This window comes from Microbacterium sp. NPDC055357 (genome assembly GCF_053644835.1).
In genome coordinates this window covers 523,298-544,863 of the sequence record NZ_JBSHLZ010000001.1, presented here as the reverse complement: position 1 = coordinate 544,863, position 21,566 = coordinate 523,298, and the positions used below count along the sequence as shown (strand labels likewise).

The 21,566-nt window shown below is 70.0% G+C and carries 18 protein-coding genes and 1 pseudogene; 9 read left to right on the top strand and 10 right to left on the bottom strand.

The window, feature by feature from the left end:
* The first annotated feature begins 16 nt into the window (after nucleotides 1-16).
* Nucleotides 17-1,090 (top strand): NADH:flavin oxidoreductase/NADH oxidase, encoded by a 1,074-nt coding sequence (locus ACWICD_RS02210; protein ID WP_454139149.1) that lies wholly within the window; start codon nucleotides 17-19, stop codon nucleotides 1,088-1,090.
* Between the two features lie 27 nt (nucleotides 1,091-1,117).
* Here ACWICD_RS02210 and ACWICD_RS02205 read toward each other — a convergent pair whose 3' ends face one another.
* Together ACWICD_RS02205 and ACWICD_RS02200 are read right to left on the bottom strand one after the other, a co-directional pair.
* A complete protein-coding gene (locus ACWICD_RS02205; protein WP_376129802.1) occupies nucleotides 1,118-2,176 on the bottom strand; it encodes a hemolysin family protein in 1,059 nt (352 codons plus the stop codon).
* Complete coding sequence (locus ACWICD_RS02200; protein WP_376129878.1) at nucleotides 2,173-3,504, bottom strand: hemolysin family protein; 1,332 nt, start codon at nucleotides 3,502-3,504, stop codon at nucleotides 2,173-2,175. Before ACWICD_RS02200 ends, ACWICD_RS02205 begins: the two co-directional genes overlap by 4 nt.
* A gap of 428 nt (nucleotides 3,505-3,932) precedes the next feature.
* On the opposite strand from ACWICD_RS02200, the gene ACWICD_RS02195 reads away from it, so the two are divergent.
* Nucleotides 3,933-4,883, top strand: coding sequence for a hypothetical protein (locus tag ACWICD_RS02195; RefSeq protein WP_454139148.1), 951 nt, complete (start codon nucleotides 3,933-3,935; stop codon nucleotides 4,881-4,883).
* A 143-nt stretch (nucleotides 4,884-5,026) separates the two neighbouring features.
* On the opposite strand, the pseudogene guaB1 reads toward ACWICD_RS02195, so the two are convergent.
* Nucleotides 5,027-6,482 (bottom strand): annotated as a pseudogene (gene guaB1, locus ACWICD_RS02190) (GMP reductase).
* A gap of 186 nt (nucleotides 6,483-6,668) precedes the next feature.
* Between guaB1 and ACWICD_RS02185 the strand changes: the two are divergent.
* Nucleotides 6,669-10,370, top strand: a complete 3,702-nt coding sequence (locus ACWICD_RS02185; protein WP_454139147.1) for a multifunctional oxoglutarate decarboxylase/oxoglutarate dehydrogenase thiamine pyrophosphate-binding subunit/dihydrolipoyllysine-residue succinyltransferase subunit — start codon at nucleotides 6,669-6,671, stop codon at nucleotides 10,368-10,370.
* Between the two features lie 57 nt (nucleotides 10,371-10,427).
* Here ACWICD_RS02185 and ACWICD_RS02180 read toward each other — a convergent pair whose 3' ends face one another.
* Nucleotides 10,428-11,090, bottom strand: a complete 663-nt coding sequence (locus ACWICD_RS02180; RefSeq protein ID WP_376129814.1) for a response regulator — start codon at nucleotides 11,088-11,090, stop codon at nucleotides 10,428-10,430.
* Between the two features lie 252 nt (nucleotides 11,091-11,342).
* Here ACWICD_RS02180 and ACWICD_RS02175 point away from each other — a divergent pair, with 252 nt between their 5' ends.
* Nucleotides 11,343-12,506 carry a sensor histidine kinase gene (locus ACWICD_RS02175; protein WP_454139146.1) on the top strand — a complete coding sequence of 388 codons (1,164 nt, stop codon included), beginning with the start codon at nucleotides 11,343-11,345 and terminating at the stop codon, nucleotides 12,504-12,506.
* Nucleotides 12,507-12,560: 54 nt separating this feature from the next.
* Nucleotides 12,561-13,247, top strand: a complete 687-nt coding sequence (locus ACWICD_RS02170; RefSeq protein ID WP_454139144.1) for a GOLPH3/VPS74 family protein — start codon at nucleotides 12,561-12,563, stop codon at nucleotides 13,245-13,247.
* 16 nt (nucleotides 13,248-13,263) lie between these two features.
* Here ACWICD_RS02170 and ACWICD_RS02165 read toward each other — a convergent pair whose 3' ends face one another.
* Nucleotides 13,264-13,506 carry a zf-HC2 domain-containing protein gene (locus ACWICD_RS02165; protein ID WP_376129822.1) on the bottom strand — a complete coding sequence of 81 codons (243 nt, stop codon included), beginning with the start codon at nucleotides 13,504-13,506 and terminating at the stop codon, nucleotides 13,264-13,266.
* A complete protein-coding gene (locus tag ACWICD_RS02160; protein ID WP_376129825.1) occupies nucleotides 13,503-14,201 on the bottom strand; it encodes a sigma-70 family RNA polymerase sigma factor in 699 nt (232 codons plus the stop codon). The genes ACWICD_RS02165 and ACWICD_RS02160 overlap by 4 nt, the downstream gene beginning before the upstream one ends.
* A 67-nt stretch (nucleotides 14,202-14,268) precedes the next feature.
* Here ACWICD_RS02160 and aroA point away from each other — a divergent pair, with 67 nt between their 5' ends.
* Genes aroA through bcp form a run of 3 tightly spaced genes read left to right on the top strand, consistent with a single transcriptional unit; the run spans nucleotide 14,269 to nucleotide 17,162 of the window.
* Nucleotides 14,269-15,636, top strand: coding sequence for a 3-phosphoshikimate 1-carboxyvinyltransferase (gene aroA, locus ACWICD_RS02155; RefSeq protein ID WP_454139143.1), 1,368 nt, complete (start codon nucleotides 14,269-14,271; stop codon nucleotides 15,634-15,636).
* The gene (gene rsgA, locus ACWICD_RS02150) at nucleotides 15,633-16,676 is read left to right on the top strand and encodes a ribosome small subunit-dependent GTPase A (RefSeq protein ID WP_376129831.1); all 1,044 of its coding nucleotides are present in this window, start codon (nucleotides 15,633-15,635) and stop codon (nucleotides 16,674-16,676) included. Before aroA ends, rsgA begins: the two co-directional genes overlap by 4 nt.
* 21 nt (nucleotides 16,677-16,697) lie before the next feature.
* A complete protein-coding gene (bcp, locus tag ACWICD_RS02145) occupies nucleotides 16,698-17,162 on the top strand; it encodes a thioredoxin-dependent thiol peroxidase (RefSeq protein WP_454139142.1) in 465 nt (154 codons plus the stop codon).
* A gap of 4 nt (nucleotides 17,163-17,166) precedes the next feature.
* Here the strand turns inward: bcp and ACWICD_RS02140 are convergent, their stop codons facing one another.
* On the bottom strand, nucleotides 17,167-17,577 hold the full coding sequence (locus tag ACWICD_RS02140) for a histidine kinase (protein ID WP_454139141.1): 411 nt from the start codon (nucleotides 17,575-17,577) through the stop codon (nucleotides 17,167-17,169).
* A gap of 215 nt (nucleotides 17,578-17,792) precedes the next feature.
* On the opposite strand from ACWICD_RS02140, the gene ACWICD_RS02135 reads away from it, so the two are divergent.
* Entirely contained in the window at nucleotides 17,793-18,041 is a 249-nt protein-coding gene (locus tag ACWICD_RS02135; RefSeq protein WP_194425087.1) for a WhiB family transcriptional regulator, read from the top strand.
* Nucleotides 18,042-18,124: 83 nt separating this feature from the next.
* On the opposite strand, the gene ACWICD_RS02130 is transcribed toward ACWICD_RS02135, so the two are convergent.
* The 3 genes from ACWICD_RS02130 to ACWICD_RS02120 are packed head-to-tail and all read right to left on the bottom strand — an operon-like array spanning nucleotide 18,125 to nucleotide 21,506.
* Entirely contained in the window at nucleotides 18,125-19,612 is a 1,488-nt protein-coding gene (locus ACWICD_RS02130; protein WP_376129838.1) for a sensor histidine kinase, read from the bottom strand.
* Nucleotides 19,613-19,638: 26 nt separating this feature from the next.
* On the bottom strand, nucleotides 19,639-20,880 hold the full coding sequence (locus ACWICD_RS02125) for an AAA family ATPase (RefSeq protein ID WP_376129841.1): 1,242 nt from the start codon (nucleotides 20,878-20,880) through the stop codon (nucleotides 19,639-19,641).
* Complete coding sequence (locus tag ACWICD_RS02120; protein WP_376129844.1) at nucleotides 20,877-21,506, bottom strand: SAF domain-containing protein; 630 nt, start codon at nucleotides 21,504-21,506, stop codon at nucleotides 20,877-20,879. Before ACWICD_RS02120 ends, ACWICD_RS02125 begins: the two co-directional genes overlap by 4 nt.
* Nucleotides 21,507-21,566 lie beyond the last annotated feature (60 nt).

The window sequence follows — 21,566 nt, the reverse complement described above, 5'->3', positions numbered from 1 at the left end:
ACCCGCGGAGCTTTCCATGACCCTGTTGTTCTCTTCCCTCACGATCGGCCGGCACACGGCGCGAAACCGGCTGTGGGTCGCGCCGATGTGCCAGTACAGCGCCGTCGACGGTCTGCCGCAGGAGTGGCACCACGTGCACCTCGCGCAGTTCGCGTCGGGTGGCGCGGGCATCGTCATCGCCGAAGCCACGGCCGTGTCGCCCGAGGGACGCATCTCGCCCGACGACACGGGCCTGTGGAACGACGAGCAGAGGGATGCGTGGGCGCCGATCGCCGCCGCCATCCGCTCGCGCGGCGCTCTCGCGGGCATTCAGCTCGCGCACGCGGGGCGCAAAGCCTCGACGTGGTCTCCGCTCATCGCGGGCACGTACGGCAGCGTCGGCCTGCGTGACGGCGGATGGCGGACGGTCGCTCCGTCGGCGATAACGTTCGAGGGATACGCCGTACCCGAGGCGCTCGATCTCGCGGGCATCGACACCGTCGTCGCCGATTTCGCCGCCGCGGCACGACGGGCCGCCGACGCGGGATTCGAGGTGATCGAGATCCACGGGGGTCACGGCTACCTGCTGCACCAGTTCCTCTCGACGCTGGCCAACCGCCGCGACGACGACTACGGCGGCCCCCTCGAGAACCGTGCTCGTCTGCTGTTGCGCGTCGTCGAGGCCGTACGCGCCGAGACGCCCGAGGTCGCCCTGGTCGTGCGCATGTCCGCGACCGACTGGACGGCGGGCGGGTGGAGCGTGGAAGAGACCGCGACCGTCGCGCGCTGGTGCGCCGACCGTGGCGCCGACTTCTTCGACATCTCCAGCGGCGGCACCGTGCCCGGCGAGCGCATCCCCGTCAGCCGCGGCTACCAGGTGCCGCTCGCGGCGCGCGTGCGGCGCGACGCCGACGTGCCCGTGAGCGCGGTCGGCCTGATCGCCGACGGCGCTCACGCCGAGGCGATCCTGCAGGCCGGCGACGCGGATGCCGTCATGGCCGCGCGCGAGTGGATGCGCGACCCGCACTTCGCGCTGCGCGCGTCGCTCGAGCTGGGCGTCGACCTGCGGTACTGGCCCGTGCAGTACGTGCGGGCCCGCCGCTCCCTCTGACGGGCGGCGGGCCGGCAGCATCCGCTGTCAGTAGCTGCGGCGACGCGTCGCGTCCTGCACTTCGCCGATGAGCTCCTCGATGATGTCCTCGAGGAACAGCACCGCCGTCGTCGTGCCCTCGGCGTCGCGCACGCGGGCGAGGTGGCGCCCGGCGCGCCGCATGACGGCGAGCGCGTCTTCGAGGTCGGTCGTCTCGAGCACGGGCACCATGTGATGGATGCGCTTGGCCGGAAGCGGCCGCGCGACCTCGGTTGCGGCATCCGGTCCTTCGGCGGCACGCAGGATGTCCTTGAGGTGCACGTAGCCGACCGGATCGCCGGAGTCATCGACGATGACGTAGCGCGAGAAGCCGTGCTTGGCGACGGCGCGCTCGATCTCGGCCGCCGTCGTGCGCTCGGGCAGCGTGACGAGCTTGTCGAGCGGCAGGGCGATGTCCTTGGCCTTCTTGTCGGTGAACTCCAGCGCCGCCGAGACGGCGCCCGACGTGTCGTCGAGCATGCCCTCGATGCGCGACTGGTTCACGATCGTCGCGACCTCGTCGAGCGTGAAGGTCGAGGCGGCCTCGTCCTTCGGCTCGACGCGGAACAGGCGCAGCACGTGGTTCGCGACCCAGTTGAGCGACACGATGATCGGATAGAAGAGCTTCGAGACCCAGACGAGCGGGGTCGCGAGCATGAGCACGGCGCGATCGGGCACCGAGAACGCGAGGTTCTTCGGCACCATCTCGCCGAACACGACGTGCAGGTACGACACGATGAGCAGCGCGATCACGAACGCGATGACGTCGACCGTTCCCTCCGCGAGTCCGGTGAGACCCAGCGGTCCTGCGAGCAGGTGGTGGATCGCCGGCTCGGAGACGTTCAGGATGAGCAGCGAGCAGATCGTGATGCCGAGCTGGCTCGTCGCGAGCATGAGGGTCGCATGCTCCATGGCGTACAGCGCGGTCTTGGCCGAGCGCGAGCCCTTCTCGGCGCGCGGCTCGATCTGCGAGCGCTTGGCGGAGATGACGGCGAATTCGGCGCCGACGAAGAAGGCGTTGGCGATGAGCAGCACCACCAGCCAGGCGATTCCGGCCCAGTCGTTCATCGACGATCACCCCCTTCCTCCGTCGCGTGGGCGTGCGGCATCGGCTCCGGCGTGAAGCGGATGCGGTCGACCCGGCGCCCGTCCATCCGCTGCACCTCGATCGTCCCGTCGTCGATGCGCAGCGAGTCCCCCGCGGCGGGCACGCGCTCGAGCACGCTCATGACGTAGCCGCCCACGGTGTCGTACACGTCTCCTTCGGGAATGCGGATGCCGGTGCGATCGAGCAGTTCGTCGGGTCGCAGTTCGCCGGGGAAGATGATCGAGTCCTGCGAGCGGACGATGCCGGCCCGGCGACGGTCGTGTTCGTCGAGGACTTCACCGACGATCTCTTCGACGAGGTCTTCCAGCGTCACGACTCCGGCCGTGCCGCCGTACTCGTCGACGACGATCGCCATCTGGTAGCCGCGGGCACGCAGCTCGGACATGAGCACGTCGAGGTGCACGGCTTCGGGCACGCGCAGCGGCTCGGTCGCGAGCGCCGCGGCGGGCACGTCGTTGCGACGTTCGCGCGGCACGCCGACCGCGGCCTTGAGGTGCACGATGCCCGTGATGTCGTCCATTGACTCGTCGTAGACCGGAAAGCGGCTGTTGCCCGTGCGGCGTGCGAGCTGGATGACGTCCTCGGCCGAGTCGTCGGCGGCGAGCGCGTGCACGCTGGGGCGCGGGGTCATGACGTCGGAGGCCGACAGGCGCGCGAAGGTCAGCGTGCGATCGAGCAGCGACGCGGTGTCCTCCTCGAGCACGCCGGCGCTCGCCGAGCGGCGCACGAGGCTCGACAGCTCTTCGGCCGTGCGCGCGCCGGACAGCTCTTCCTTGGGCTCGATGCCCATGGACCGCAGCACGCCGTTGGCGCTGCCGTTGAGCACGACGATCGCGGGGCGGAAGACCGTCGTGAACGCCGTCTGGAACGGGATCACGAGCTTGGCGGTCTGCCGCGGCACGGCGAGGGCGAAGTTCTTCGGCACGAGTTCGCCGACGATCATCGACAGGATGGTCGCGAACGTCACCGCGATGACGACGGCGAAGGGGCTCGCGAAGCCCTCGGGCCACCCCCATGCCGCGAAGACGGGACGCAGCAGGTTCGAGATCGCCGGCTCCATCGTGTAGCCGGTGAGCAGCGTCGTGAGCGTGATGCCCAACTGGGCACTGGACAGGTGCGTCGAGGTGATCTTGAGCGCGCTGATCGTCAGAGACAGACGCGTCTCACCCGCCGCGCGGCGCTTCTCGAGCTCGGCGCGATCGAGGTTCACGAGCGCGAACTCGCTCGCGACGAACAAGCCTGTTCCGATCGTGAGGAGGAGCCCCACGCCCAAGAGGACATAGTCCATCACGCGTCACCCCTCTGCGAGCGGTGTACGGGAGCGCGGGGCGTACATCTACTGGGGGGGTCGTCCATCGTGCGCGCAAGTCTACGGGACCGCGCGCGGTCGCTGCGCCGTCGCGCGCTGCGCCGTCGCGCGCTCCCGCCGTCGCGCTTCCGGGTTCGAGCATCCGGGTCCGCACGTCCGGGGTCGGGCGTCCGGGGTCGGGCGTCCGGCGTCGTCGCGCGCCGCGCCGTCGCGCGTCCGGGTCCGGGTCTTCCGCCCGGCGCTACCGAAACCTGCCCACGCCACCGTATGTTCGGGCGCGCCTGCAGGTTTCGGTAGCGCGGCCCCTCAGCGCGAGCGGTTCCTCCCCCGGCCGCCCGGCGAGCGCTCTATCCCCGGGTGCGCGCAGAGTGCGCGCGGTACCGCTCGATGGCGGCGAGGGTGGGGTCGTGACCCTACAACCCACGATCCAGGTGCACCGCCGTCGCGACCAGCTCGACCGCGTCGATGACCGGCGCCTGCTCATCGCGACGACGTCAGGTCGATGGCACCGCGTCACGGCCGGTGCATACGTCTCCACGTCCGAGTGGCTCGCGCTCAAACCTCATCAGCAGCACCTGGTTCGCGTGCGCGAGGTTTCTCGACGGATGCGCAAACCCGCGGTCCTGTCCCACGCTGCGGCCGCGGCGATCCTGGGCATCGATCTGCTCGGGGACTGGCCCACCCTGGTCGACGTCCGCACGGACCGGACGAGCGGGGGCCGGACGCACGGCGCGATCCGTCGACACGGGCTCGGACTCGCGGACGTCGAGATCGAGCAGTGGGAGGGCGGACACTGGATCACGACGGCGACGCAGACAGCGCTCGATCTCGCGCGCTCGCTGACGTTCACGAAGGCCGTCGCCGCCGTCGACCAGGCTCTGTGGGCGCGCCGCGAAGGAGGGCCGCTGACCACGAAGGAGGAGTTGCTCGCGCAGTTCGAGAAGGCGACGCCGACGCGCGGAGACCACAAAGTGCGCCGCGTGCTCGAGGCCGCTACAGACCTCGCCGACAACGTGCGAGAGACCGAGAGCCGCGTGATCATCGCTCAGCTGGGCTTTCCCACCCCGCGCCTGCAGGAGCGACGAGAGCTCGCAAGCGGTCGGATCGTGTTCGGCGACTTCTACTTTCCCGAGCACGATCACTGGGGTGAGCTCGACGGGCGAGGCAAGTACATGAGCCCAGAATTCTCCGGCGACCGCGACGCATCGGAGATCGTGATCGACGAGAAGGATCGAGAGAACGAGATCCGCCGCGAAGTGCGCGGCTTCTCGCGCTGGCAGCCATCCGATATCACGCCCCGGCGCCTCTACGACATCCTCACCGGCGACGGGCTCCCCAGCCGCCTCCCGCGCCCCTGATCTGTGCCGCGGATCGGTCGCCCTCCCGTCGCGCTACCGCAACCTGCACCCGCGGGTGAAGTTACGGGCGCGCGCGCAGGTTTCGGTAGCGCGACCCAGCGGACGACCGCGAACCACCCGACGACCCCGAACCGCGAACCGCGTCACCAGCTGACGGGGAGCGCCTTGCCCTCGTCATAGCCGGCGGCAGACTGCAGGCCGACCCGGGCGCGGTCGTGGAACTCGGCGAGCGTCGTCGCGCCGGCGTACGTGAGCGAGGAGCGCACGCCCGACGTGATCATGTCGACGAGGTCCTCGATGCCGGGGCGAAGCGGGTCGAGGTAGATCTTCGACGACGAGATCCCCTCGGCGAACAGCTCCCTGCGCGCGAGGTCGTACGGGTCGAGCCGTGCGAACCGCGAGTGCACGGCTTTCGTCGAGGCCATGCCCCACGATTCCTTGTAGGTGCGCCCCGCCGCATCGACGAGCAGCTCGCCGGGAGCTTCGATCGTTCCGGCGAACCACGACCCGATCATGACGGATGCCGCTCCCGCGGCCAGCGCGAGCGCGACATCGCGCGGATACCGCACGCCGCCGTCGGCCCACACGTGCGCCCCCATGACGCGGGCCGCCTCCGCCGTTTCGAGCACGGCCGAGAACTGCGGCCGCCCGACGGCGGTCATCATCCGCGTCGTGCACATCGCACCGGGACCGACGCCGACCTTGAGGATGTCGGCGCCGGCGGCGACGAGGTCGTACACGCCCTCGGGGGTCACGACGTTGCCCGCCACGAGCGGGATGCCCAGGTCGAGCTGAGCGACGGTGTGCAGGGCGCGCAGCATGGCGTCCTGGTGTCCGTGGGCGGTGTCGACGACGAGCACGTCGACGCCGGCCGCGGCGAGCGCCTTCGCCTTGGCGGCGACGTCGCCGTTGATGCCGACGGCCGCGGCGACGATGAGCCGGCCGTCGCGGTCGACCGCGGGCCGGTAGATCGTGGAGCGCAGCGCGCTGCGGCGCGAGAGCGTCCCCACGAGGTGCCCGTGGTCGAGGACGCACACCGTCTCGGCCCCGGCGGCGACGATGAGGTCGAAGGCATGGCGGGCGTCCTGCACCGACTCCGCGTCGATGGATGCCGCGCGGTCGCGGGCGAGATCGCCCAGCCGCGCGTCGGCGAGAGCCGTGGCCAGTCGTGTCGCGGGAACGACGCCGACGATGTCGTCGTCGTCGACCGCGGTCGACGTTCGGGCGACGACGATGCCGTGGCCCTCGGTCGCCGGCAGCAGGCGCGACGCGTCGGCGACCGTCGCCTCGGGGGGGCAGGACGAGGGGCGTGTCCCAGATGACCGGCTGCGCCTTGACCCATCGGATGGCGGCGTCGAGCTCCTGCAGGGGCATGTCCTGCGGCAGCACGCCGAGGCCGCCGCGCCGGGCGAGGGTGGCCGCGAGTCTGGCGCCCGTGACCGAGTTCATGTTCGCCGACACGAGCGGGATGGTCGCGCTCGTGCCGTCGCCGGGCGAGAGATCGACGTCGAGCCTGCTCGTGACGGCCGACCGGCGCGGCACGAGGAAGACGTCCGAGTACGTCAGGTCGACCGCCGGCTGCTCACCGTAGAACTCCATGTCCACCGAGGGTAGTCAGTCTTCCTGAGCGGAAAAGAGGCGAGTTCTTACTCCGAGGTCGCGCCGGGACACCGAGTCCGACCGCCCAGACTGGGTTAGGCTTGACTGTCGTGCGCGCGGGTGGATTTCGGCGCCGCCTCACGACCACTTCACCACCACTTCACCGACGAAAGCAGGCGATCGAGAGTGTCGACTCAGGCGACAGGCCCCGGGGTTTCGAACGAAGGAGAGTTCGGAGCGAACGAGTGGCTCGTCGAGGAGCTGTACGAGCAGTTCACCATCGATCCCAACTCCGTCGACAAGGCGTGGTGGCCCATTCTCCAGGACTACCGACCCGCCGGTCAGGACGCCTCCGCGGCGGCATCGGCGCCGGCGGCATCGCGCCCCGCCGGGGCGGAACCTGCCCCGGTGACGGCACCCCTTCCCGTCATCGGAACGCAGCCGGTGGCCAAGACCACGGCGCGGCCGGCAGCGGCTCAGCCGATCCCCGCGCAGGCTCCCAAGGTCGTGCCGTCGACGGCAGAGGCGCCCGAGGACGACTCGGACGACCAGGACAAGGTGACGCCGCTGCGCGGCCTGCCCAAGACCCTCGCGGCCAACATGGACGAGTCGCTCACGGTCCCGACCGCGACGAGCGTGCGCACCGTGCCGGCCAAGCTCATGATCGACAACCGCATCGTGATCAACAACCACATGTCGCGCACCCGCGGCGGCAAGGTGAGCTTCACGCACCTGATCGGGTGGGCGATGATCCGGGCTCTGAAGCAGTTCCCGAGCCAGAACGTGTTCTACGCCGAAGTCGACGGCAAGCCCTCCGTCGTCGCGCCGACCCACATCAACCTGGGCATCGCGATCGACCTGCCCAAGCCCGACGGCTCGCGAGCTCTGCTCGTTCCGAGCATCAAGCGTGCCGAGTCGCTGACGTTCAACGAGTTCCTCGCCTCGTACGAAGACCTCGTCAAGCGCGCTCGCGCCAACAAGCTGACGGCATCCGATTTCCAGAACACGACGATCTCGCTCACGAACCCGGGTGGCATCGGCACCGTCCACTCCGTCCCCCGTCTGATGAAGGGGCAGGGATGCATCGTGGGCGCCGGCGCCCTGGAGTACCCCGCCGAGTTCCAGGGGTCGAGCGAGAAGACGCTCGTGAACCTCGGCATCGGCAAGACGATCACGCTGACGAGCACGTACGACCACCGCGTCATCCAGGGTGCCGGTTCGGGCGAGTTCCTCAAGATCGTCCATGAGCTGCTCACGGGCCAGCGCGACTTCTACCAGGAGATCTTCGCGGCCCTGCGCATCCCGTACGACCCGATCCACTGGGCCAGCGACATCAACGTCGACCTCGCCGAGCGCGTCGACAAGACGGCGCGCGTGCAGGAGCTCATCAACTCCTTCCGCGTGCGCGGTCACCTCATGGCCGACACCGATCCGCTCGAGTACGTGCAGCGCACGCACCCCGACCTCGAGATCGAGAGCCACGGCCTGACGTTCTGGGACCTCGACCGCGAGTTCGTCACGAACGGCTTCGGCGGCAAGCGCCAGATGAAGCTGCGCGACGTGCTCGGCGTGCTGCGCGACTCGTACTGCCGCACGATCGGCATCGAGTACATGCACATCCAGGATCCGACGCAGCGCGCGTGGTTCCAGGAGAACCTCGAGGTCAAGTACCAGAAGCCCGGCCACGACGAGCAGATGCGGATCCTCGACAAGCTCAACCAGGCCGAGGCGTTCGAGACGTTCCTGCAGACGAAATACGTCGGCCAGAAGCGCTTCAGTCTCGAAGGCGGCGAATCGCTCATCCCGCTCCTCGACGAGATCCTGCAGGGCGCCGCCGCGGCGGGCCTCGACGGTGCCGCGATCGGCATGGCTCACCGCGGTCGTCTCAACGTGCTGACGAACATCGCCGGCAAGACCTACGGCCAGGTGTTCCGCGAGTTCGAGGGCTCGGTCGCGATCGGGTCGAAGAGCGGCTCGGGCGATGTCAAGTACCACCTCGGCACCGAGGGCACCTTCGTCGCCGACGGCAAGCAGGAGCTGCCGGTCTACCTCGCCGCCAACCCGTCGCACCTCGAGACCGTCGACGGCGTGCTCGAGGGCATCGTCCGCGCGAAGCAGGATCGCAAGCCCATCGGCACGTTCGCCTGGCTGCCGATCCTCGTGCACGGCGACGCGGCCTTCGCCGGCCAGGGCGTCGTCGTCGAGACGCTGCAGATGTCGCAGCTGCGCGGCTACCGCACGGGCGGCACGGTCCACGTCGTGGTGAACAACCAGGTGGGCTTCACGACGACGCCGCAGGATGCCCGCACCTCGGTCTACGCGACGGATGTCGCCAAGACCATCCAGGCTCCCGTCTTCCACGTGAACGGCGACGACCCCGAAGCCGTGACGCGCGTCGCGCAGCTCGCCTTCGCCTACCGCGAGCGGTTCCACCGCGACGTCGTCGTCGACCTCGTCTGCTACCGCCGCCGCGGTCACAACGAGGGCGACGACCCGTCGATGACGCAGCCCCTCATGACGAACCTCATCGAGGCGAAGCGGTCGGTACGACGCCTTTACACCGAGGCCCTCGTCGGTCGCGGCGACATCACCGAAGAGGAGTACGAGAAGTCGAAGAAGGACTTCCAGCACCGCCTCGAGATCGCCTTCACCGAGACGCACGAGGCCGAGACGGGTTCGAACACGATCGTGTTGGATGCCGAGGCTCCGGTCCCCGTCGGCGAGCCCGAGACGACCGCGGTCTCGCGGGATGTGGTCAGCCTCATCGGTGACACCTTCGTCAACAAGCCCGAGGGCTTCACGGTGCACACCAAGCTCCAGCAGCTTCTCGACAAGCGCCTCGACATGAGCCGGAACGGCTCGATCGACTGGGGTTTCGGCGAGCTGCTGGCGTTCGGTTCGCTGCTGCTCGAGAAGACCAACGTCCGTCTCGTCGGTCAGGACGCGCGCCGCGGCACCTTCGTGCAGCGCCACGCCGTGCTGCACGACCGCGCCAACGGGCAGGAATGGATCCCGCTGTCGAACCTGAGCGAGGATCAGGGCCGCTTCTGGGTGTACGACTCGCTGCTCAGCGAGTACGCCGCGATGGCGTTCGAGTACGGCTACTCGGTCGAGTGCGCTGACGCGCTCGTGTTGTGGGAGGCGCAGTTCGGCGACTTCGCGAACGGCGCCCAGTCGGTCATCGACGAGTACCTCTCGTCGGCCGACCAGAAGTGGGGCCAGCAGTCGAGCGTCGTGCTGCTGCTCCCCCACGGCTACGAGGGCCAGGGGCCGGACCACTCTTCGGCGCGCATCGAGCGCTACCTGCAGATGTGCGCGCAGGAGAACATGACGGTGGCTCGTCCCTCGACGCCCGCGTCGTACTTCCACCTCCTGCGTCGTCAGGCCTACGCTCGCCCGCGTCGCCCGCTCGTCGTCTTCACGCCGAAGGCGATGCTGCGTCTGCGCGGTGCGACGAGCCCCGTCGAGGACTTCCTGACGGGTCGCTTCGAGCCGGTCCTGGACGATGAGCGCGGCATCGACAAGAGCGGTGTGACGCGCGTTCTGCTGCACTCGGGAAAGATCCACTGGGATCTGAAGGCCGAGCTCGACAAGAACCCGAACCCCGCGATCGCCCTCGTGCGCCTCGAGCAGTTCTACCCGGCGCCGATCGACGACCTCAGGGCCGTCATCGCCGCCTATCCCGACGCCGAGCTCGTGTGGGTGCAGGACGAGCCCGAGAACCAGGGCGCGTGGCCGTTCATCGCACTCGATGTCGTGCCGCAGCTGAACGGGCGCACGATCCGTCTCGTGTCGCGTCCCGCTGCCGCCTCGACGGCGACCGGGTCGCCCAAGGTGCACGCGACCGAGCAGGCCGCGCTCATCCAGGACGCACTCTCGAAGGACTGATCCGCAGAGATCGGGAAGGGCCGCCCTCCGGGGCGGCCCTTCGCCGTGCGGTAGCCGTCAGTCCAACCGGACCACGCCGGCGCGCACGGCGCGGATGAGGACTTGCACGCGGTCGCGCGCGTTCCACTTGGCCATGACGTTGCTGAGGTGGGACTTCACCGTCGCTTCGGACACACTCTCGCGCCGGGCGATCTCGCCGTTGGACAAACCCTGTGCGAGCAGTTCGACCATCTGAGACTCGCGAGGAGTGAGACGCTCCTCGGGGGTGAGGGCGTCGGCGGGGGCAGAAGTGGAGGCCTCGACGATCGTCGACACCAGGAGCGAGCTCACCGCCGGCGACAGCACGCGCAGCCCTCGGTGAACCTCGCGCACCGCCGCGACGATGTCCTGCGGGTCCGAGTCCTTGAGGAGGTAGCCCGTCGCGCCGGCGACGAGCATCGGCAGCACGGTCTGCATCGTGCCGAAGGTCGTGACGGCGAGCACCTTGGTCTCGGGCATTTCGCGGGTCAGCTGCGTCGTCGCCGCGACACCGTCGAGGTTCGGCATGTGGATGTCCATGAGCACGACATCGGGCTTCAGCATCCGGGTCTGCTCGATCGCATCGGCGCCGTCGACGGCTGTTCCGACCACCTCGATGTCCTCGGCTTCTTCGAGGAACATCGTCAGCGCGCGGCGGAGAAGGAACTCATCATCGGCGACGAGGACGCTGATCGAGGCCACCCGTCCATCCTAGAGGCGGGCGAAACCCCGCCCCCGGACCCCCTACGAAAGTCGTAGACGCCCTCGGCGTGCGACGGATGCGCCGCATCGGTCCGCCCGACAGAATCACCATAAGCCTCAAGCACACCCGAGCCGAGAGGAGGAGACCCATGTTCACGACGTCCATCTGGAGCGCGATCTGCCGTCTCATCGGCGCTTGCAGCTGACGGCTGCACCGCGACGGGGCGCGGTCGCTTTCAGGATAATGAAGCGGTGACCCGCCCCCAGATATCGCGTGCGCGCCGGCTGTTCCGCACGGCGGGCTCGCAGCGCCCCACGCGCGTCGAGCGCGTGGCGATCATCGGCGTCGTGACGGCGGCCGCCCTCGCCTCCGTGCTGCTGTGGGCGTTCGACGGGTTCGTCGAACCCGCGTCGTTCTTCTTCGACGTTCTTCTCACGCTCGCCTTTCTTCCCCTGCTGTGGAACGCGACGCTGACCGCGCTCGCCCTGTTCGCACTGATGGCGGTCTCGCCGTTCGCCGACGAGCAGCAGGTTGCGCTCTTGGGGCTCGCCATCGGCTGCCTCGTGGTCGTGCGGTACTGCCCCGCGCGCATACAGGCGGTCTACCTCGTGCTCTTCCTCGCGGCAGCCGGCGGCGTGCACCGCTTCGACCAGCGCCCGGACTCCGTCGCGATGTTCAGCGCCGTGCTCATCGTCGCCGCCGGGGCGAGCGCCGTCGGAGTCGTGCTGCGCGCCCTCGTGGCGCGCGCGGGCAGCATCGGCGAGGAGCTCGTCGATGCTCGGCGGATGAACGTCGAGCTCGTCCGCGAGGAGCGGCAGCGCATCGCCGATGACCTGCACGACGTCGTCGCGCACGACCTCACGGTGATCGCGATGCACGCACGGCTGCTGGATCGCACCGATGACCCCGACGAGCGATCACAGTCGCAAGAGGCGATCCTCGCCTCGGCGAAGCAAGCGCTGGTCGATCTGCGACGCGTCGTCGATATCGCAGCGGACAGCCGCGAAGACGCGGCGCGCTCGACGGACCACAGTCTCGCGGCCGCGGTCGAGAGCTTCCGCACCGCGCTCGAACACGCGGGTTACGACGTCGCGGTCCGCGTGGACGCGGCCGCCGACGAGCTGGACCTCTTGACGGTGAGCACCCTTGAGCGCATCATCCGCGAAGCCGCGACCAACATCATGAAGCACGCGCCGGCCCCGCAGCACGTGGAGCTGAGCGTCGCCCGGGGCGGGGAGGGCGTCGTGCTGCGCATCAGGAACACTCTCGCGGCGACCGTCGGCGCCCCGAAGCTGCCCGGCAGCGGATATGGCACCGCACGCATGCGTGAGCGAACGGCACTGCGCGGGGGCACGTTCTCCTCGGGCGCGCACGAGGACGACTGGCTGCTCGAGGCCCGGTTCCCCCCGCACTGACCCCCTACTTTCGTCGCATTGTCCGCACGATGACGGCTTCGTACGCTCGAAGGCATGGACCGTACGATCACGGAGCAGATCCTCCTGCTCACGGCCGACCGACGCGGATGGCTCCACCGCAGCGACGCCACCGAGGCCCTCGTGGGCGGCGCGGTCCTCGCAGATCTCGTGCTCGACAGCGTCATCGACCTCGCCGCGACCGACGCGGACCGCACCGACGTGCGCATCGTACGCATCGTACGCATCGCGGATGCTGCTGCCCTCGGCGCCGCCGCGGAGTGTCTGCCGCGGGACGCGCCCCTCACGCCCGGCCTCGTCTCGCGGGTGGGAAGTCGCTCGTACGACGACGCGGTCACCCGTCTTGTCCGGCGAGGCCTGGTCGTGCGCGAGGAGGGCCGCGTGCTCGGGCTCGTGCCCCGCACACGGGTGCGCCTGGCCGATGACCGCGTCGCCGAAGATGCCCGCGACGAACTGCGCCACGCGGCATCCGGACGCATCGAGATGGACCAGCGCGTCGCGACCGTCGTCACGCTGCTCGACGGCGCGGGAGTGCTCGATCGCATCGTGGGCGGATATGAAGCCCACGCTGCCCGCGACCGGATCGCGCAGGATACGACCGCCGCTGAGCAGGTCGCTCAGGTGCTCCACGGCATCTCGATCGTCGCGGGAGCTGCGAGCGCTGCCGCGACGGCGGCGGCGGCAGCCACCAAGGCACCCGCTATCGCGGGGTGGCGCATCTAGGCGGAGCAGACCGCCGTCAGTGGGCCGCTTGCCGCTCGCGCAGGCGGGCGAGCACCTGGTCGCGCAGTTCTTCGGGCGCGGTCTCCTTGCACGCGCGCGCGACGACCTCGGTCAGAGTCCGGGCGACGAGCGCTTCGCTCTGGCATTCGGAGCAGTTCTCGAGGTGCTCCTTGATCTCGGAATGCTGGGTCTTGCAGACCTCGTTGCGCAGGTACTCCTCGAGATCCTTGCGCGCCTTCTCACACCCGCAGTCGGTCATTTCTTTCTCCTAGCCGCGGCCTCGGTGTCGATGCCGCGTTCCTTCGCGTAGTCGGCGAGCAGGTCACGCAGCTGCCGCCTGCCACGATGCAGGCGGCTCATGACCGTGCCGATGGGGGTCTTCATGATGTCGGCGATCTCCTGGTACGCGAATCCCTCGACATCGGCGAGATAGACCGCGAGCCGGAAGTCCTCGGGGATCGACTGCAGCGCATCCTTCACGACGGATGCCGGCATGTGATCGATCGCCTCGGCTTCGGCCGAGCGCGCGCTCGTCGCGGTCGTCGACTCGGCGCCGCCGAGCTGCCAGTCCTCGAGCTCGTCGATCGCGCTCTGATACGGCTCGCGCTGCTTCTTGCGGTACGTGTTGATGTAGGTGTTCGTCAGGATCCGATAGAGCCAGGCCTTGAGGTTGGTCCCCTGCGTGAAGGTGTGCCACGAGGCGAACGCCTTCACGAACGTCTCCTGCACGAGGTCGGCCGCATCCGCGGGATTGCGCGTCATGCGCATTCCCGCCGCATACAGCTGATCCATGAAGGGCAGTGCCTGCTCTTCGAACTGGGTGCGCGGATCCTGCGTGTCCTGCGCCTGTTCTGCCTGCTCGGTCATCAGGCGCCAGTCTACGGGGGTCGCGTTCCACGACCGCTCGAGATCGTCGACGGAATCCGCCGTGAGGCGGTCAAGCGTTGCGTTCACTCGAGCTCCGTTCCGATCTGTGGGCTCCTCGCGGCGCGAGCAGCGGGGTTCAGTAGGGTAGAACCCGATGACTGCCGACGGGTATTCCCCTTCTTCTGTGACCTCTTCGCGCGGCCGGTGGCACGCCCCCCTGGCCGGCGGACCGCTGCGCGCGACCGTGACCGTCCCGGGCTCGAAGTCGCTCACCAACCGAGAGCTGATCCTCGCCGCGATCGCCGACTCCCCCAGTCGCCTGACCGCGCCGCTGCACTCCGAGGATTCGGCGCACATGATCGAGGCGCTGCGCGTCCTCGGCGTGCACATCGAGCACGTGCCCGGCGAGGGCCGCTACGGCGACGACCTCATCGTGACGCCGACGTGGCCGCTGCGCGGCGACACGACGATCGACTGCGGCCAGGCCGGCACCGTCATGCGTTTCGTCTCGCCGCTGGCCGGGTTCGCTGCGGGAGAGATCACCCTCACCGCCGACGAGAACGCGCTGCATCGCCCCATGGGCGCCATGATCAAGGCGCTGCGCGACGTGGGCGTGGACATCGACGACGGCGGCACGTGGTCGCTGCCGTTCTCGGTGCGCGGGCACGGCCGCGTGCGCGGCGGCGAGATCACGATCGACGCGAGCGGCTCGAGCCAGTTCGTCTCCGGCCTGCTGCTGGCCGCGGCGCGCTTCGATGTCGGCCTGCACCTCGTGCACGCCGGCGACCGCCTGCCGAGCATGCCGCACATCGACATGACGATCGAGGCCCTCGCGCACCGCGGCGTGCACGTCGAGCGCCCCGCTCCCGGCGAATGGGTCGTCCCGGCGGGACCGGTCCGCGGCAAAGAGGTCGCGATCGAGCCCGACCTGTCCAACGCGGCGCCGTTCCTGGCGGCGGCGATGATCGCCGGTGGTTCGGTGTCGGTCACGGGATGGCCCGCTCACTCGACGCAGCCGGGCCACATGCTCACCGACATCCTCACCGTCATGGGCGCGCGCACCTCGCGTCGCGCGGGCACGCTCACCGTCTCGGCGGGAGCCTCGATCCAGGGCGTCGACCTCGATCTGTCCGCCGCGGGCGAGCTCGCCCCGACGATCTTCGCGCTCGCCGCGTTCGCCGAGTCGCCGACCACGCTGTACGGCATCGGGCACATCCGCGGACACGAGACCGACCGCATCGCGGCGCTGATCGGCAACCTGCGTGCCATCGGCGGCGAAGCGCACGAGATGGAGGACGGCATCCGCATCGTGCCGCGCGACCTCCACGGCGGTCTGTGGCCGGCCCATCACGACCACCGCCTCGCCACGACGGGAGCCCTCATCGGTCTGGCCGTGCCCGACATCGAGGTCGACGACATCGGCACGACGGCCAAGACGATGCCGGCGTTCCCCGCCATGTGGCGGGGCATGCTCGACGGCGACGACACGACCGACGACCCCGAGGCGCAGCGCGCATCGTGAGCTGGCTCGCGGAGGACGACGAAGACGACGAACCGCAGTTCGACGAGCAGAGCGTGCGCGTCCGCCCCAATCCGAAGGCGAATCGGCCGCGCACGAAGCGACGCCCCGCGCACGACGACGCGCGGATCGCACGCGTGCTCGGGGTGGACCGCGGGCGGTACACGGTGCTCGTGGACGAAGACGAGCCCGATGAGCACACGGTGCTCGCGGTGCGGGCGCGCGAGCTGCGCAAGACCCCCATCGTGACGGGCGATCTCGCCCGTGTCGTGGGGGACGCGTCGGGCGACCAGGGGACACTCGCCCGCATCATCGGGATACAGGAGCGCACGTCGCTGCTGCGCCGCAGCGCCGATGACACCGACCAGGTCGAACGCGTCGTCGTCGCCAACGCCGACCAGATGCTCGTCGTCGTGGCGGCGGCCGATCCCGAACCGCGCGCGAGGCTCGTCGACCGTTATCTCGTCGCGGCGCTGGATGCCGGCATCCGCCCCCTGCTCGTCGTGACGAAGACCGACCTCGCCGACCCGAGCGAGTTCCTCGAGCACTTCGAGGGCCTCGATCTCGAGGTCTTCACGAGCGCGCGCGACGAAATGCCCGTCGAGCGGGTCGGCGCGGCGATCGCCGGGCATTCGACCGTCTTCGTGGGGCACTCCGGCGTCGGCAAGTCCACCCTCGTCAATGCCCTCGTGCCCGATGCGAAGCGTGCGACGGGGCACGTCAACGTCGTCACGGGACGCGGACGCCACACGTCGAGCTCGACCGTCTCGCTGCGCTATCGGGGACCCACCGGCGCGGGGTGGGTCATCGACACTCCGGGTGTGCGCTCGTTCGGGCTCGGGCACGTCGACACCGCCAACATCCTGAAGGCCTTCACCGACCTCGCCGTCGTCGCCGAGGAGTGCCCGCGAGGCTGCACGCACCTTCCGGATGCACCGGACTGCGCGATCGTCGAAGCCGTGGACGAGGGCCGTCTCGGGCCGACGGGTGCCGCGCGGCTGGATTCGCTGCAGCGCCTGCTCGAGACATTCGCCAAGTCCTGACGCGAGTGGTTGACTGGTCGTGTGACCCGTCTCGAGCCCGGCCAGCCCGCCCCCGACTTCTCCCTCGTCGACCAGGACGACACGACCGTGTCCTTGCGCGATCTGCGCGGCGGCAAGGTCATCGTCTTCTTCTACCCCAAGGCCATGACGCCCGGGTGCACGACCGAGGCGTGCGACTTCCGCGACAGCCTCGTCCCGCTGCAGCAGGCCGGTTACACCGTCCTCGGCATCTCGCGTGACGAGCCCGCCGTGCTGCGGCGCTTCCGCGAACGCGACGCGCTGACCTACGACCTGCTGAGCGATCCCGATCACGCCGTGCACGCCGTCTACGGCGCGTGGGGCGAGAAGATGAACTACGGCAAGGTCGTCGAGGGGGTCATCCGCTCGACGTTCGTCATCGACGCCGAGGGCCTCATCGAGCACGCGCTCTACAACGTCAAGGCGACGGGACACGTCGCGCGCGTGCGCGCGCTCGTCGGCGTCTGAGCTCTCACTCCGCGGCGTCTGCCGCCGGCTCCTCGTCGGATGCCACGCGTCCGGCGGCGCGTGCCGCGAAAACCAGCAGCACGAACACGACGACGGCGGGCACCGCGATCGCCAGTGCCACCGTCGGGCTTGCCCACGCCCCCGTCGCCGCGCCGAGCGCGACGGCGAGGATGAGCAGCTGCGTCACGATCCCGCCCGAGCGCCCCCACGAGCGCCCGCGGTAGATCGCGACCGCGAAAGCGAGGAGCGCCGCGGCCCCGATGACGGTCAGGACGAGCAGCGCGATCGCGCTGCTGACGGCTTTGGTGTCGCCGGCGACGAGCGCGCCGGTCTCGAGCACGGCGAGTACGAGCACCCCCGCACCCTCGAGACCTACGAGCACGGCCGCGATCCGGCTGACGAGGTGTCGGCGCATCGTTCAGGGTTCTTTCGGTCGAAACGGACTCACGGCGAAAATTAGCAGGAAACTCGACGGAAATCTCTTGATCATACCGATGTGCTATGGGACGATTGGTAAAGCCGTGTGCTCCCACAGCGACGTGGGGCGAGTTCAATCTCGCACTCCCACAGGGTACCCGACCCGAACGAGTACCTCGCTAAAAAACACCATCCCTAACAAGGAGCACAACCATGGATTGGCGCGACAAAGCCGCCTGCCTGACCGTCGACCCCGAACTGTTCTTCCCCGTCGGGAACACCGGTCCGGCCGTCGACCAGATCGAGAAGGCTAAGGCGGTCTGCGCTCGCTGCACCGTCACCGAGGTCTGTCTGCAGTACGCCCTCGAAAGCGGTCAAGACTCCGGCGTCTGGGGTGGGCTCTCCGAAGACGAGCGTCGCGCACTCAAGCGCCGCGCTGCACGCGCTCGCCGCGCGTCCTGACTCGCACCCGCGCGGGCGGACTCTCACCCGCGCGGGCTTATTCTCACCCGCGCGGGCTTATTCTCACCCGCGCGGGCTTATTCTCACCCGCGCGGGCGGTCGATGTAACGCAGCGGGATGTCGATCGTGACCTCGGTGCCGGCTCCGACCGCCGTGTGCCAGTCGATCGTTCCGCTGAGCTCGCCCTGGATCAGGGTGCGCACGATCTGCGTGCCGAGCCCGCGCCCGACCTGACCCTCGGGCAGGCCCACGCCGTCATCGCGCACCGTGACGGCCAGGTGCTCGTCGGAACGTTCGGCGACGATCTCGACCTCACCCTCCTGGCCTGCCAGACCGTGCTCGACGGCGTTGGTGACGAGTTCGGTGAGGGCGAGCGCGAGCGGCGTCGCGTATTCGCTCGGCAGCGTGCCGAAGCGCCCCGTCGTGCGGGTCCGCGCACGCGTGCTCGGGGCGGCGGCGACTTCGGCGATCAGTTTGAGGGCGCGTTCGAAGACGTCGTCGAAATCGACGTTCTGGGCGAGCCCCTCCGACAGGGTGTCGTGCACGACGGCGATCGCCGTCACGCGGCGCATGGCCTGCGTGAGCGCCTCGCGCGCCTCTTCCGAGTGCGAGCGGCGCGCCTGGATCCGCAGCAGCGATGCGACGGTCTGCAGATTGTTCTTGACGCGATGGTGGATCTCGCGGATCGTCGCGTCTTTCGTGATGAGCTCCTGCTCCTGGTGCCGGATCTCGGTGACGTCGCGGCACAGCACGATCGCGCCGATCCGTGCGCCGTGGTCCCAGAGCGGGATCGTGCGCAGCGACACGGTGACCCCGCGCGCCTCGAGGTCGGTGCGCCACGGGGCGCGGCCGGTCACGACGACGGGAAGGGTCTCGTCGAACTGGCGCTTGGCCGGGAGGATCTGCGTCACGACCTCGATGAGGGATTCGCCTTCGAGCTCGTCGTCGAAGCCGAGGCGGATGAAGGCCGACAGCGCGTTCGGGCTCGCGAACGTCGTGATCCCGTCGACGTCGAGGCGGATGAGCCCGTCCGAGGCGCGCGGCGCACCGCGGCGCGGCGCGGCGGGAGCTTCGAGGTCGGGGAACTCCCCCGACGCGATCATGCCGAACACGTCGTCGGCGCAATCGTTGAACGTGATCTGCTGGCGGCTGGGGGTGCGCGCCTCGCCGAGGTTGGTGTGCCGCGTCAGCACGCCGATCGTCTGCGGTTCCTCGCCGTTGGCCCGTCGCACGATCGGCACGGCACGCACCCGTGTGGGTGTCTCTTCGAACCAGTCGGGCGATGCGGAGTCGACGATGCGCGCGGTCTGGAAGGCCTCGCGAACCTGCGTCCGCCACTGCGGACGGACGTGATCCCCGACGATGTCGCGGTAGAACAGGGTCGCCGCACCGCCGGGCCGGGTGTGCCCGATCGCGACGAAGGAGTCGTCGCGGGTCGGCACCCAGATGACGATGTCGGCGAAGGCGAGATCGGCGAGCAGCTGCCCGTCGCCCGCGAGGCGGTGAAGCCATTCGACGTCTGCCGCGCTGGAGCGGCCCTGGGCATACACGAGATCGCTGAGGGTCGACACGCCTCCAGCGTAGGGCGTGCAGGCGTTCAGGCCGCGCGGCGACGCGACGTCGGGCGAGCCGCGCGTGCCGCGGGCACGAGCGCGTCGCCGACGAACCGCCGCAGCGCCAGCGTCAGGGGCGACTTCGGAGCGACCTCGGCGATGGGACGCGAGGCCAGCAGCGCAGCATCCGCCGAACGCGGGTCCTGGGGCACGAACCACACGTCGCGGATGCCGCCGAAGCGCTCGAGCGTGCGTCGCACCTGTCCGCGCGCGTCGATGCCGAGGGCACCGGGTCGCAGCCCGTTCGCGATCACCGCGACGGGGGTCGGTCCGACGGCTGCCCGCAGCTCGTCGTGCGCGCGCAGGAACCGCGCGACACCGACCGGGTCCGCCTTCGCGACCGCGACCACCGCGTCGGCCCGCTCGAGCGCTGCGAGGGTCGCGGCGTTGCGCCGTGGACCGTCGAGGTCGCTCACGATCTCCTCGTCGCGCTCGAGCGAGGAAGCGACGTCGACGACGGTGTAGTCGGCCCACTCGCGGCACACCGTCAGTGCGGCGGCGACCCGTGAGGCGGTCAGCTCGGGCCACCGCGACGGCCGGTTGATGCCCGTGAGCACGTCGACGCCGCTGCGGCCCAGCGGCAGGCTGATCCGCATGAGCTCGCGCGGATCGAGGCCGCCGAGCTCGGACTGCCGGCACGCCGCCGCGAACCCGGGCCCTTCGTCGGCCAGGCCGAGGGCGATCGCGATCGACGGGGCGTGGGTGTCGGCATCGACGAGCGCGACACGGCGGCCGCCGCGGGCGAGCTCGACGGCGAGCTCGATCGACAGGGTCGTCCGGCCCGGGGCACCGGCAGGACCCCACACGACGATCGTGCGCGGCCCCGGCACCGGCTCCGCCGCCTCGGCGGCTCGAACCGGCGGCGCCGCGAGCGCCGCCGCGAGCCGCCACGGTTCGATGTCGAGGGGACGGACGTCGTCGAAGCCGAACAGGGCCGCCGTGCGCGCGGCATCCGTCGTCGACCCGATCGGCACGATCCGCACCCCGGCACGGTCGCATGCCGCCACGAGCGCCGCCGTGGCCGATGCGCGGTGCGTCTCGAGCACGAGGATGTCCGCGTCGTCGATCGCGTTCGCGGCAGGCGCGGCATTCGGGTCGTGCGCGCCGCCGACGGCGCGGGCGGGGGCGGATGCCGCGACCACGTCGACGACGTCGACGTCCTCGCGCACGAGCCCGGCCGCGAGGCGCGAGCCGTGCGGCTCGTCGACGGCGACGATCACCCTCATCGGCTGCTCCCCGCCGACGGCACGACCGAAACCGCGGACTGGTCGGCGATCGCGGCGAGCACCGTCGCGACGTCGGCGCGCGGAATCGAGAGCTCGACCGACGCCGCACCGCCGCCCATCATCGACTCGTCGCGCTCGACCCGTGCGACGGTCGCATCGGCGACGAGGATGCGCGGCGGGTCGTAGAGTCCCCGCTCGACGAGCGGTGCGGCCCACACCTCGACCACCGAGCCGGGCCCGACGACGGCAGGCACGTCGGCTGCGCTGCGCACGACGACGCTCGTCGTGCGCGACGCCGACGCATCGCCGACGGCCGAGCGCGGGATGAGCTCGCCCCGCGCCACCGTGCGCGTCGCGACGACGCCGGGCTCGAGGGCGCCGTCGGCGAGATACGTCGTGCCGGCCTGCCCGAGGGCGACCTCGACGACGCGGACGTCGTCGGCCGAGACGATCTGCCCCGCGACGATCGTGCGGGAGGCCGCGAGCATCGCGTCGGTCTGACGCGCCGCGCTCACGACGAACCAGACGCCGAGGACGGAGGCGACGATGAGCAGGATGCCGAGGAGGAAGCGGGCATCCGCCCACGGGGCGCGACGCGGCGCGCGGGTGTGTTCGACAGCGGTCATGCCTCCATCGTGAGACAGCGCGCGGGTGGGCTCCCGCGGTTATCCACAGGCCGAGCCCGT

Coding starts and splice junctions, on each gene's coding strand:
- ACWICD_RS02210 (WP_454139149.1), top strand. CDS start 17: ATGACCCTGTTGTTCTCTTCCCTCACGATCGGCCGGCACACGGCGCGA.
- ACWICD_RS02205 (WP_376129802.1), bottom strand. CDS start 2,176: ATGAACGACTGGGCCGGAATCGCCTGGCTGGTGGTGCTGCTCATCGCC.
- ACWICD_RS02200 (WP_376129878.1), bottom strand. CDS start 3,504: ATGGACTATGTCCTCTTGGGCGTGGGGCTCCTCCTCACGATCGGAACA.
- ACWICD_RS02170 (WP_454139144.1), top strand. CDS start 12,561: ATGGACCGTACGATCACGGAGCAGATCCTCCTGCTCACGGCCGACCGA.
- ACWICD_RS02165 (WP_376129822.1), bottom strand. CDS start 13,506: ATGACCGACTGCGGGTGTGAGAAGGCGCGCAAGGATCTCGAGGAGTAC.
- aroA (WP_454139143.1), top strand. CDS start 14,269: ATGACTGCCGACGGGTATTCCCCTTCTTCTGTGACCTCTTCGCGCGGC.
- ACWICD_RS02140 (WP_454139141.1), bottom strand. CDS start 17,577: ATGCGCCGACACCTCGTCAGCCGGATCGCGGCCGTGCTCGTAGGTCTC.
- ACWICD_RS02135 (WP_194425087.1), top strand. CDS start 17,793: ATGGATTGGCGCGACAAAGCCGCCTGCCTGACCGTCGACCCCGAACTG.
- ACWICD_RS02125 (WP_376129841.1), bottom strand. CDS start 20,880: ATGAGGGTGATCGTCGCCGTCGACGAGCCGCACGGCTCGCGCCTCGCG.
- ACWICD_RS02120 (WP_376129844.1), bottom strand. CDS start 21,506: ATGACCGCTGTCGAACACACCCGCGCGCCGCGTCGCGCCCCGTGGGCG.